Source organism: Pseudomonas sp. Pse79, assembly GCF_024519615.1.
In the GTDB taxonomy this organism is placed as follows: domain Bacteria; phylum Pseudomonadota; class Gammaproteobacteria; order Pseudomonadales; family Pseudomonadaceae; genus Aquipseudomonas; species Aquipseudomonas veronii.
This window is the reverse complement of record NZ_JALJRR010000016.1, coordinates 40,632-52,790: the sequence shown is the minus strand read 5'-3', so window position 1 is coordinate 52,790 and position 12,159 is coordinate 40,632. Positions and strand designations below refer to the sequence as shown.

The 12,159-nt window shown below is 62.1% G+C and carries 10 protein-coding genes; 5 read left to right on the top strand and 5 right to left on the bottom strand.

From position 1 onward, the window contains the following. The first annotated feature begins 93 nt into the window (after positions 1 to 93). The 5 genes from NR164_RS20110 to NR164_RS20090 all read left to right on the top strand — a co-directional run bounded on the left by NR164_RS20110 (position 94) and on the right by NR164_RS20090 (position 4,105). Entirely contained in the window at positions 94 to 903 is an 810-nt protein-coding gene (locus NR164_RS20110) for a MetQ/NlpA family ABC transporter substrate-binding protein (RefSeq protein WP_256823175.1), read from the top strand. A 2-nt stretch (positions 904 to 905) separates the two neighbouring features. Further along, complete coding sequence (locus NR164_RS20105; RefSeq protein ID WP_256823174.1) at positions 906 to 2,021, top strand: methionine ABC transporter ATP-binding protein; 1,116 nt, start codon at positions 906 to 908, stop codon at positions 2,019 to 2,021. After that, on the top strand, positions 2,011 to 2,655 hold the full coding sequence (locus tag NR164_RS20100; RefSeq protein WP_010214125.1) for a methionine ABC transporter permease: 645 nt from the start codon (positions 2,011 to 2,013) through the stop codon (positions 2,653 to 2,655). Before NR164_RS20105 ends, NR164_RS20100 begins: the two co-directional genes overlap by 11 nt. Positions 2,656 to 2,754: 99 nt before the next feature. Then, complete coding sequence (locus NR164_RS20095; protein ID WP_152031980.1) at positions 2,755 to 2,952, top strand: hypothetical protein; 198 nt, start codon at positions 2,755 to 2,757, stop codon at positions 2,950 to 2,952. Positions 2,953 to 3,460: 508 nt separating this feature from the next. After that, complete coding sequence (locus NR164_RS20090) at positions 3,461 to 4,105, top strand: bifunctional 2-polyprenyl-6-hydroxyphenol methylase/3-demethylubiquinol 3-O-methyltransferase UbiG (RefSeq protein WP_256823173.1); 645 nt, start codon at positions 3,461 to 3,463, stop codon at positions 4,103 to 4,105. On the opposite strand, the gene NR164_RS20085 is transcribed toward NR164_RS20090, so the two are convergent. The 5 genes from NR164_RS20085 to NR164_RS20065 form a co-directional block, all read right to left on the bottom strand. Continuing rightward, entirely contained in the window at positions 4,091 to 5,407 is a 1,317-nt protein-coding gene (locus tag NR164_RS20085; protein ID WP_256823171.1) for an amidohydrolase family protein, read from the bottom strand. The genes NR164_RS20090 and NR164_RS20085 overlap by 15 nt on opposite strands. A gap of 153 nt (positions 5,408 to 5,560) precedes the next feature. Next, positions 5,561 to 8,608, bottom strand: coding sequence for an efflux RND transporter permease subunit (locus NR164_RS20080; protein ID WP_256823170.1), 3,048 nt, complete (start codon positions 8,606 to 8,608; stop codon positions 5,561 to 5,563). Next, entirely contained in the window at positions 8,605 to 9,675 is a 1,071-nt protein-coding gene (locus tag NR164_RS20075; protein ID WP_256823169.1) for an efflux RND transporter periplasmic adaptor subunit, read from the bottom strand. Before NR164_RS20075 ends, NR164_RS20080 begins: the two co-directional genes overlap by 4 nt. After that, entirely contained in the window at positions 9,672 to 10,775 is a 1,104-nt protein-coding gene (locus NR164_RS20070; protein WP_256823168.1) for an efflux RND transporter periplasmic adaptor subunit, read from the bottom strand. Before NR164_RS20070 ends, NR164_RS20075 begins: the two co-directional genes overlap by 4 nt. A gap of 579 nt (positions 10,776 to 11,354) precedes the next feature. Next, positions 11,355 to 12,137, bottom strand: a complete 783-nt coding sequence (locus NR164_RS20065) for a MetQ/NlpA family ABC transporter substrate-binding protein (RefSeq protein ID WP_046488782.1) — start codon at positions 12,135 to 12,137, stop codon at positions 11,355 to 11,357. Between the last annotated feature and the right edge of the window lie 22 nt (positions 12,138 to 12,159).

Genomic DNA, 12,159 nt, shown 5'->3' with positions numbered 1-12,159 from the left:
AAGATCGTCAACGATAACGCGGGGCCCCTGATACCCCGCAGCGCCCTCAAGTTTTTCGCGAGCAAGCTCGCTCCTACACATTGGAAACTACCTATGAAAAAGACCCTGTTGTCCCACCCAGTCAAAGCCCTGGCCCTGGCCTTCGGGTTGTTCAGTTCGACGCTGTTCGCCGCCGACACGCCGCTGAAAGTCGGCACCACCGCGGCCTTCGCAATTCCCCTGGAAGCCGCCGTGGCCGAGGCCGGCAAGCAAGGCTTGAACGTCGAGCTGGTGGAGTTCACCGACTGGATCGCGCCCAACGTCAGCCTGGCCGCCGGCGATATCGACGTGAACTACTTCCAGCACATCCCCTTCCTGGAAAACGCCAAGGCCGCCGCCGGGTTTGATCTGGTGCCGTATGCACCGGGCATCATCAATAACGTCGGGCTGTATTCGAAAAAATACAAAAGCTTCAACGACCTGCCCCAAGGCGCCAGCGTGGCGATTGCCAACGACCCGATCAACAGCGGGCGCGGCCTGCAACTGCTGGCCAAGGCGGGGCTGATCACGCTCAAGCCGGGCGTGGGTTACAAGGCCACCGAAGAAGACATCATCGCCAACCCGAAGCAGCTCAAGATCCTGCAAGTCGAGGCCGTGCAGTTGGTGCGCGCCTATGACGATGCGGATCTGGTGCAGGGTTATCCGGCGTATATCCGCCTGTCCAAGACCTTCGATGCCGAGTCGGCGCTGCTGTTCGACGGCCTCGACCACCCGGAATACGTGATCCAGTTCGTGATCCAGCCGAAAGCCAAAACCGACCCGCGGGTGATCAAGTTCGTCGACCTCTACCAACACTCGCCGGTGGTGCGCGCCGCCCTGGATAAATCCCTCGGCAAGCTCTACCAAGTCGGCTGGGAAGGTTGAACATGACGGCCGCCAACATCCAACTGCGCGACCTGGGCACACCACCCAGGAACGCCGAGCAGACTGAACTGCATCCGCACCTCAACCGCGCTCATGTGCGCTTTATCAACCTGGGCAAGACCTATGACGGCACGGTACACGCGCTGCAAGGCATCGACCTGGCGATCCAGCGCGGCGAAGTGTTCGGCATCATCGGCCGCAGCGGCGCCGGCAAGTCGTCGCTGATCCGCACCATCAACCGCCTGGAACAGCCCAGCAGCGGGCGCGTGCTGATCGATCAAGTCGACATCGGCGCGTTCGACGAAGACCGCCTGGTGGCGCTGCGGCGGCGCATCGGCATGATCTTCCAGCACTTCAACCTGATGTCGGCCAAGACCGTGTGGCAGAACGTCGAGTTGCCGCTCAAAGTCGCCGGCGTCCCCAAGTTGCAGCGCGAGCAGAAGGTGCGTGAACTGCTGGAGCTGGTGGGCCTGAAGGACAAGCACAAGGCCTACCCGGCGCAACTCTCCGGCGGGCAGAAACAGCGCGTAGGCATCGCCCGTTCGCTGGTCCACGACCCAGAGATTCTGCTGTGCGACGAGGCCACCTCGGCCCTCGACCCGGAGACCACCCAATCGATCCTCTGCCTGCTGCGCGAGATCAACCAACGGCTGGGCCTGACCATCGTGTTGATCACCCATGAGATGGCGGTGATTCGCGAGATCTGCGACCGCGTGGTGGTGCTCGAACACGGGCGCATCGTCGAGCAAGGCCCGGTGTGGGAAGTATTCGGCAACCCGCGGCACGAGGTCAGCCGAACCCTGCTGGCGCCGCTGCAACACGGCCTGTCGGAAGAACTGCAAAGCCGCCTGCAACCCACGCCGGCCTCGGCTGACGCCGCGCTGGTACTGCGCTTGCAGTTCACCGGCAGCGCCACCGATGAACCCGACCTGGCCGCGCTGTTCGGCGCCCTCGGCGGGCGCGTGCGCTTGCTGCAAGGCGGCGTGGAACGGATTCAGGGGCATGCCCTGGGGCAATTGCTGCTGGCGGTGAATGGCTCGCCCCATGACGCCGACACACTGCGCAGCCGCGCCGGGCATTGGGCACAACAGGTGGAGGTGTTGGGTTATGTGGTTTGATCGTTTAGTGCAGGGCGCCATCGACACGCTGTTGATGGTCGGCGTGTCGTCGCTGATCGCGTTGCTGGTGGGGATTCCGCTGGCGGTGTTCCTGGTCACCAGCGACAAGGGCGGCATCTACCAGGCTCCGGCGCTGAACCGGGTGCTGGGGGCGTTCGTCAATCTGTTCCGCTCGATTCCGTTTCTGATCCTGATGGTGGCGCTGATCCCCTTCACCCGGCTGATCGTCGGCACCACCTACGGCGTGTGGGCGGCGGTAGTGCCGCTGACCATCGCCGCGACGCCGTTCTTTGCGCGCATCGCCGAAGTGAGCCTGCGCGAAGTCGACCACGGCTTGATCGAAGCCGCACAAGCCATGGGCTGCCGGCGCTGGCACATCATCTGGCACGTACTGTTGCCCGAAGCGCTACCGGGGATCGTCGGCGGGTTCACCATCACCCTGGTGACCATGATCAACTCGTCAGCCATGGCTGGGGCGATTGGTGCAGGTGGGTTGGGGGATATTGCCTACCGCTATGGTTATCAGCGCTTTGATACGCAGATCATGCTCACGGTGATTGTGCTGTTGGTGCTGCTGGTGGCGGTGATTCAGCTGGGCGGAGACCGCTTGGCGCGGGGGCTGAACAAGCGCTGAGCACTCGTTTGTACCTGTCAAGGTTGACAGTTGTTGGAGGGGGTTTTCGCGGGTTTAATTGGCTCGACACTGTCTGCGACGGATCAGGGAGCGAATACCATGTCCACTATAACCACCTGCGCCAGGTGCGCCACGCTGGTGTTAGCACTGGCCGCCGTCACGCTTGGCGATGCAGCGGCAATTCCGCTTCACGGGCAATATTCAACAACTACCGTTAACAACTCCTTCACGTTCAACAAAGGAGCGATCTTTAACTGGGGTAATAATGTGTTTACACAGAAGCTCCAATACAAATAGACACTGACTGACATGTAGTGTGAGTGGACTTCCACCCTCACCCTTACTCATCACTGTGATTAATTCACAAAGCGCGGGGGCTGAACACGCGCTGAGCACTCGTTTGGACCTGTCAAGGTCGACAGTTGTTGGAGGGGGGTTATGCAGGTTTAATCGGCTCGACACCGTTTGCGACGAATCAAGGAGCGAATACCATGTCTACTATAACCACCTGCGCCAGGTGCGCGACGCTGGTGTTGGCGCTGGCCGCCGTCACGCTTGGCGATGCAGCGGCAACTCCGCTTCACCGGCAAAATTCAACAACTACCGTTAACAACATCCCCCAACCCAAATACAGTTACATCTTGATGACCTCTTTACGGAGTCTACAAATCCTATCCAATGAGTCGTACTACTCCGTAAATTTCACTGATTAATTCAAGCGCAGTCATCAAATGAAGAGCCGTCTCAGGGGGCAGTCAACTGGACATGGGATATAGTCAGCACTTCACCTCCAAAGCGCCTCCCCATGAAACTCGCCCCCGACGACCTCAACCAGATCACTGCCACCACCCTCGACCACTACAACAGCGTGGCCGAGGACTTCCGTGAAGGCACCCGCGATCACGATGTGAGCCAGAACATCGACGCGCTGCTGCGGCATATCCAGGGCGCGGCGCCGTTTACCGTGCTGGACTTCGGCTGCGGGCCGGGGCGGGATTTGCAGACCTTTACGCGCATGGGCCACATCGCCGTGGGCCTCGACGGCTCCGAGCGCTTTGCGCAGATGGCGCGCGAAGACAGCGGCTGCGAGGTGCTGCAGCAGGACTTCCTGAAGCTGGACCTACCCAACGCACGCTTCGACGGGATCTTTGCCAATGCGGTGCTGTTTCACATTCCCAGGCAGGAACTGCCGCGTGTGCTCAAGCAACTGCATGGCGCGCTGAAACCGGGCGGGGTGTTGTTCAGTTCCAATCCACGCGGTGACAACCGCGAAGGCTGGAATGGGCCGCGCTACGGTGCCTATCACGACCTCACGGCCTGGCAAGCCCTGCTGACTGCCGCCGGGTTTGTGGAGTTGGAGCATTACTATCGCCCCGCCGGCCTGCCCCGGGAACAGCAACCCTGGCTGGCCAGCGTGTGGCGCAAGCCGGCCGCTTCATCGGGCCAATGACACGCCATCCACGAATACTTCCCGGATATCCTTCACGCCCGCTGCAAACACCAGCGCGGCGTAAGGTTCCTGCCAGGGCGTGAAAGCCCGTGGGTCCAACAGGAGCATGTCTGCACGCTTGCCCACCTTGAGACTCCCCACCTGCGAATCAATACCGAGCACCTCGGCACTGCCCAGGGTGTGCAAGCGCAGCACTTCATAGGCTTGCATCGCCGCCGCACGTTGTTGCCTGGCGCGCACTTGATACAAGCCCATACGCATGTTTTCAAACGGGTCGGCCCGGTCGGCGCTGGCCTCGCCATCCACGCCCATGCCGACTTTCATGCCCGCCGCGCGATAGGCCAACACATCCGCCATTCCCGATCCCAGCCGCCCATTGGACATTGGATTCCAGGTCATACCCACCCCCGCCCGCACCGCCATGGCGGTCAGTTCGGGCGTGGAATGAATGAAATGACCGAAGATCAAGTGCGGCCCGGCGATACCGGCCTGCTCGAGCAACGGATAGCGGGCGCGCTCTCCCGCTGAGTCCACCACAGACTCCAGGTAATGCTGCTGGTTGCCCAGGAAAAACTCACGCATCAAGTCGCCCTCGACCTGTGCCTGACCCGGCGTCGCGCTGACATATCCGGCGGCGCCCGCCAACATCGTGCCCAGGTAACGCCCCGACTCGGGTTGAGCACTGGCCCACGTCAGAAAGGCCGCCGTGCGCTCACGCGCCATTGCCGGCGTCCAGCTTTCATTGACTGTACGCACATTGAGGCCATGCACCACGCGTAAGCCGGCATCCAGCGCGCCGCGTAATTGCTGGCGATCGACTTCGCCGCTGCGATCGGCGCCGGTGTAGGTGAAATTGAACACGCTGGTTATACCGTTCTGCAGGTGCTGTGTGGCACCGCGCCGGGTCAACTGGTAAAGCTGCGCAGCGTCCAACTTTGGCGCCTCCACGCCATAGAGCCGGTCAATCCAGCCTTCAAGATTATCGTTGGCGGCAATACCGTAGAATCCGCTTTGCCACAGGTGACTATGGGCCGACACAAATCCCGGCAACAACCACTGCCCCTGTGCATCGAGCCTGCGTTGTACCACCAGGCCAACAGGCGGTTTGCCAGCGGCCAACTCGCTGATGACACCCTTGTGGTCAACCAGCAAATAGCCCTTCACCGGTTCGCGCTGGCCCTGTTCAAGGGTGAGGATATAAGCGTTTTCGACCAGCAACCGTGGGTCACTTTGTCGAGGCTGATGCTGACACGCGATGACAATCAGTAGACTCAGGGCAAGTACCGCAGATCTGAGAAACATAGCGCTCTCTCCTGTCGTGGTCGACACTCCAAGCCATGAGTGTCGACGCATACTGCATTAGTGTTCCGCCTTCCTTTAAAACGCGGTAATGCTGTATCCGACAAGGGTGGCACGGTGAATCCTAGCTGAGCGCGAGCGTTCTTGTGAGGCGCGTTATTCGCTCTTCGGCTCGCGAATCTTGTACCAGGCCACATACAGCGCCGGCAGGAACAACAGCGTCAGCAGCGTGGCAATGATGATCCCGCCGATCATCGCGTAGGCCATCGGCCCCCAGAACACTTCCCGCGCAATCGGGATCATGCCCAGGCTCGCCGCAGCCGCCGTCAGCAGGATCGGCCGGCGCCGGTGTTCGGTGGCTTGCACCACCGCATCCCACGGCGTGTAGCCGGCCAGTTCATATTCCTCGATTTGCGTCACCAGGATCACCGAGTTGCGGATGATGATGCCGATCAGCGCCAGAATGCCAAGGATCGCCACGAAGCCCATGGGCGTGCCGGTGGGGACCAGCGCCAGCACCACGCCGATCAGCCCCAGCGGCGCGACGCTGGCCACCAGGAACATCTTCTGCACACTGTGCAGTTGGATCATCAGGAAGGTCGCCATCAAAAACAGCATCAACGGCACCACGCTGGCAATCGGGCCCTGGGCCTTGCTGCTTTCTTCCACGGTGCCGCCGGTGGCGACCTTGTAGCCCACCGGCAGGCCGGCGTTGAACGCATCGATCTCGGGCTTGAGCTGCTTGACCAGATCGGTCGGCTGCATCGCGTCGCGCACCGCCACCTTGAGGGTGATGGTCGGCTTGCGGTCGCGGCGCCACACCAGCGGTTGCTCCAGCTCATAACGCACAGTGGCGAAAGCCAGCAGCGGAATCGAGACGCCGTTGGGCGTGACGATCTGCAGGTTCTGCAAGGTTTCCGGCGTGCCGCGCTCGGCATCTTCGGCGCGGCCGACCACGTCGATCAGGTAGATATCGTCATGCACCTGAGTCACCGACGCGCCGCTGACCACGCTGTTCATCAACTGCGCCACGTCTTCGGAAGACAAGCCCAACTGCCGCGCCTTGTCCTGGGCAATCTCGATGCGCAGGACTTTGCCCGGTTCGTTCCAGTCGTAAATGATCTCGCCCAGGTGGCGGTTCTTGTCCAGCAAGGTCGCCAGTTCGATGGCGTGCTTGCGCACCTGGTCAGTGTCTTTGCCGGAAACGCGGTACTGGATCGGCCGCCCCACCGGCGGGCCCATCTCCAGCGGCTGCACAAAGCTGCCGACGCCGACGAAATCCTCACGCAGGCGTTTTTGCAGGCGCGCGATCAACTCGCCGCGCGCCTTCAGGCCCTTGCTGACGATTACCAACTGCGCGTAGTAGGGGTTTTCCAGTTGTTGGTCGAGAGGCAGGTAGAAACGGATCGCGCCCTGGCCGATGTAAGTGCTCCAGCGCTCGATATCCGGGTCGTCCTTGATGATCGCTTCGAGGCGGTCGACGGCTTTGCGGGTTTCGTTGATCGAAGCGTTTTGCGGCAGGTTGAGGTCGACGAGGATCTCCGGGCGGTCCGACGACGGGAAGAACTGGTTCTGCACAAACTGCATGGAAAACACCGACGCCGCGAACAGCGCCACGGTGATGCCGATGGCCCACCAGCGGTTGCGCATCGCCCACAGCATGCCGCCATTGAAAGCGCGGCCGATGCGCCCCGGTTCGGCACTGTGGGGTTTCACGTTGGCGCTGAGGATATGCACGCCGATCACCGGCGCAAACAGCACCGCCACCACCCACGACACCAGCATCGCCACGGCAATCACCGCGAACAGGGTGAAGGTGTACTCGCCCGCCGAACTGGCGTTGAGGCCGATCGGCACAAACCCGGCCACGGTCACCAGGGTGCCGGTGAGCATCGGGAACGCGGTGGAGGTGTAGGCGTAGGTCGCCGCCTGCGCCTTGGTTTCGCCTTTTTCCAGGCGCGTGATCATCATCTCCACGGTGATCATCGCGTCGTCCACCAGCAAGCCGAGCGCGATGATCAGCGCCCCCAGGGACACGCGCTGCATGGTGATGCCGCTGTATTCCATGAACACGAACACCAGCGCCAGCACCAGCGGGATCGAGCACGCCACCACCAGCCCGGCACGCAGGCCGAGGCTGATAAAGCTCACCACCAGCACGATCACCACCGCTTCGAACAACGCGCTGGTGAAGCCGCCGACGGCCTCTTGCACCACTTCTGCCTGGTCGGAGACCTTGTAGACGCCGACCCCCACCGGCAGGTCGGCGGTCAGTTCGTCCATGCGCGTGTGCAGGGCCTCGCCGAACGACTGGATATTGCCGCCCTTCTGCATCGCGATCGCCAAACCGATCGCCGGCTTGCCGTTGAAACGGAACATTGGCGTCGCCGGGTCAACGTAGCCGCGGCTGATGTCGGCGACGTCCGCCAGGCGATAGAAGCGGTCGTTGAGGCGCAGGTTGACGTTGGCCAGGTCTTTTTCCGAGGCGAACTGCCCGGACGTCCGCACGGAAATGCGCTCCGGCCCGGCTTCGATCACCCCGGCCGGGGTCACTGCGTTCTGCGCCTGCAGGCTCTGCACCACCTGGCGTTGGTCGATCCCCAGGGCCGCGAGTTTGCGTGTGGAAAAATTCAGGTAAATCACTTCGTCCTGCTGGCCGATCAGCTCGACCTTGCCCAGGCCCGGCACCGCACGGATCTCGGCGCGCGCCTGCTCCACGTAGTCGCGCAGCTGGCGCATCGACAGGCCGTCGCTGGTAAAGGCGTACACCGAGCCGAACACGTCACCGAACTCATCGTTGAACGACGGCCCCTGCAAGCCCTGGGGGAAGCTGCCGCGAATATCGTCGATCTTCTTGCGCACCTGGTACCAGATCTCGGGGATCGCCTTGGCGCTGGTGGTGTCCTTGAGGTACACGAACACCGTGGACTCACCGGGCCGGGTGTAGCTGTTCACGTAGTCGAGGGCGTCGAGTTCCTCGAGTTTTTTCTCGATGCGGTCGGTCACCTGTTTGAGCGTTTCTTCCTGGGTCGCGCCCGGCCAGCGGGTCTGGATCACCATGGTTTTGATGGTGAACGAAGGGTCTTCCTCGCGGCCCAGGTTCTTGTAGGAAAACACGCCCATCAGCAGCGCGACGAACATCAGGTACCAGATAAAGGACTGATGCTTGAGGGCCCATTCGGATAAGTTGAAGCTCCCTTTCATCGCGGGCTGTCCTCGTCGATCTTGACTGTTTGCCCCGGTTGCAGGCTGTTCACACCGGCGACGATGATGCGCTCACCGGGCTTGACCCCGCCGCTGAGCAAAACGCTGTCGGCGTCACGACTGAGTACCGTGACTTCACGCGGCTGCACGGTCCGGCTTTGGGTGTCCAGCAGCCAGATCCGCGTTTTGCCGTCGATTTGCTGCAAGGCGCTCAACGGCAGTTCGATGCGCGGTGGGATGGCCGAGCTCAAGGTCACGCTGATCGCCGTACCCAGCAGAAAAGCCGCCGGCGTGTCGGCCAGGGTCAGGCGCGCGCGACGGGTGCGCGTGGCGCTCTGGGCCTGGGGCTCGATTTCGCGCACGGTGGCGGTGGTGTTCACGCTGGGGTCGAGTTGCCCGGCGACGAGGAACACCACATCGGGCGGCAGACGCTCGGCGAGGCCGGCGGGCAGGTCGATCACCGCCTCCTTGATGTCCGGGCGCGCCAGGGTCACCACTTGCTGGCCTGCGCTGACCACCTGGCCGGCCTCGGCGTTCCAGGCGGTAACGATGCCGCCATGGTCGGTACGCAATCGGGCGTAGTTGAGCTGGTCCTTGGCCTGGTTGACCGAGGCCTGCGCCTGGTCGAGGCTGGCCTGGGTGGTTTTCAGGTCGGTCTGGGCCACGTCCAACTGGGCCTGGGCGCCGACGCCACGGTTGAACAACGCCTGCTGGCGACGGGCGCTGGCCTGGGCGTTGATGAACTGCGCCTGCACGCGGGCGAGGTCACCTTGGACCGCGCGCAGTTGGTTTTGCTGGTCGGTGGGGTCGAGTACGGCGAGTACCGCGCCCTTCTCCACCTCGGCGCCGACATCCACGGTGCGGTGGGCGATGCGCCCGGGCACGCGGAACCCCAGGTTGCTTTCGTAGCGCGCCTGGATGGTGCCGGCGAAACGGCCGAGGGTTTCCTGGTCTTCGGCTTTCACTTCCATGGACAACACCGGGCGCACGGGCTCGGGTGGCGGGTCGTTCTTGGAGCAGGCCAGCAGCAACAGGCTGGCGGCGAGCAGGCCGGTCAGGCGCATCATGGTTGCACTCCTTGGGCCTGGGCCGAGTCGGGCGGCTGGGCGATTTCGACGCGCATGCCGGGGTGCAGCAATTGCCCGCCGGCCACCACGACTTTTTCACCGCCCTGCAGACCGTCACTGATGATCACCTTGCCGGTGAGGTAACGCGCCACACTGACCTTGCGCAACTGCGCCAGGCCGTCGCCATCCACCAGCCACACGGCGGGGTCGCTGAGGTCTTTGGTCAGCGCCGACCATGGCAGCTCGATGCTGGGCTTGGCCGGGCCGTTGGCGGTAGCGCTGACCACCGAGCCCAGATGCATGCCCGCGGGCAGGGCCTCCAGAGCGATTTTGACTTGCACCGTGCCGGTATTGGCAGCGACGGCCGGGGTAACTTCGCGGACGTGGCCCTGGACCTTGATACTGGGGTTATCCAACAGGCTCACCGTGATCGGCGCATCGGCCGGCGGTTCCACCAGCAACGACTCGTACACGTCGAATACCGCGTCGCGCTCGCCCTCGCGGGCCAGGCTGAAGATCGGCACGGTGGCCTGCACCACCTGGCCCACTTCAGCCTGGCGCGCAGTAATCACCCCGGGGGCCTCGGCGAACAGCGCGGTGTAGCCCAGTTGCTCGCGGGCATTGGCCAGTTGCGCCTGGGCGGCGGCCAGGGCGCTTTGGCTGCTGCGCAACGCCGCCTGGGCAGTGTCGTATTCGCTGCGGCTGGTGTAGCCCTTGGGCAGGAGTTTTTCCTGGCGCACGAACGCGGCGGCGGTCTGCTTGACCCGCGCCTGCTCGGCCACGACCTGGGCCTGGGCGGAGTCGACATTGCTCTGCAAGTCCTTGGGGTCGAGCTTGGCCAGCACTTGCTTGGCGCTGACATGGTCGCCCACATCGACCATGCGCTGAATGATCTTGCCCCCCACGCGAAAGGACAGATCGGTTTGCACCCGCGCCTGGATATCGCCGGTCAGCGTGACGGCCACTGCGTAGTCAGTCGGCTGCACGGTCTGCACGAACACCCGCGCATGCTGCTTGGGCTCGGCTTTTTCCTGGCCACAGCCGCTCAGCAGCGCCAACAGGCCAAGTGCGAAAATAACTGTCGAAGGGTGACCGCCCATGCAGGCTCCTTTACGTGATGCCAACTTGCCGGAGTGTAGGCGACTACGACCTTTTAGCAGGGTTCCATGTGCATGGATGGCGCCCAACGCCAATGGTTCCGAAGCCAAACGAATGCCCACGCTCAAGACGCCGGGTAGCCCGGCCTTTATTGGCATAAACCGTCCATTTTTGATACCGAAATATCACATTGATATCGCCCAACACGATAGCTGCCAGATTCGCGGGGTTGGCGAGTGACGGCTATGGTTGTGGGGTCTGTGATTCGAGGGAATGAACAATGAACGAAGCGAAACCGATTGATCCGCAGGAGCTGGTGAAATGGTTGGTGGCATTGCGCAGGGCGATCAACGCCCGAGTGCGGTGAAACGCTGAAAATCCACGGTGAGATAAAAATCAAATGTGGGAGGGGGCTTGCCCCCGATAGCGGTATGACAGTCACCGATGCATTGACTGAACCACTGCTATCGGGGGCAAGCCCCCTCCCACAATTCTGAGCGCATTCCAAATTCCACCCATAAAAAAACGCCGACGCTGTGCAAGCCGTCGGCGTTTAAACCTTGAAAGGTTTTACCGCTCGATCAGAACGCCGGCACGACTGCGCCGTTGTACTTCTTCTCGATGAACGCTTTGACTTCCGGGCTGGTCAGGGCCTTGGCCAGTTTCTGGATAGCAGCGCTGTCCTTGTTGTCCGGGCGCGCCACCAGGAAGTTCACATACGGCGATTTGGCGTCTTCGATGATCAACGCGTCCCTGGCCGGGTTGAGGCCGGCTTCCAGGGCGTAGTTGGTGTTGATCAGGTCCAGGTCAACCTGGTCCAGCACACGTGGCAACAGGGCTGATTCCAGCTCTTTGAACTTCAGGTTTTTCGGGTTGCTGGCAATGTCTTTTGGCGTCGCCAGCGCATTGGTCGGGTCTTTCAGGGTGATCACACCGGCCTTCTGCAGCAGCAACAGGGCACGGCCGCTGTTGGAGCCTTCGTTCGGAATGGCCACGGTGGCGCCATCTTTGAGCTCAGAAATGTTTTTGATTTTCTTCGAGTAACCGCCGAAGGGTTCAACGTGTACGCCCACCACGGTGACCAGGTTGGTGCCTTTACCTTTGTTGAAGTTTTCCAGGTACGGCAGGGTCTGGAAGTAGTTGGCGTCCAGACGCTTCTCGGCCACCTGCACGTTGGGCTGTACGTAGTCGGTGAAGACTTTGATTTCCAGATCCACGCCTTCTTTGGCGAGGGTCGGCTTGACCAGCTCGAGGATCTCGGCGTGCGGGACCGGGGTAGCGGCCACTATCAGTTTTTCGTTGGCCTGGGCGAAGCCCGCAGTCAGGGCAGCCGCCAGTGCGGTAAACAACAGAACCTTTTTCATGAGTGTCCTTATCGACATTCCG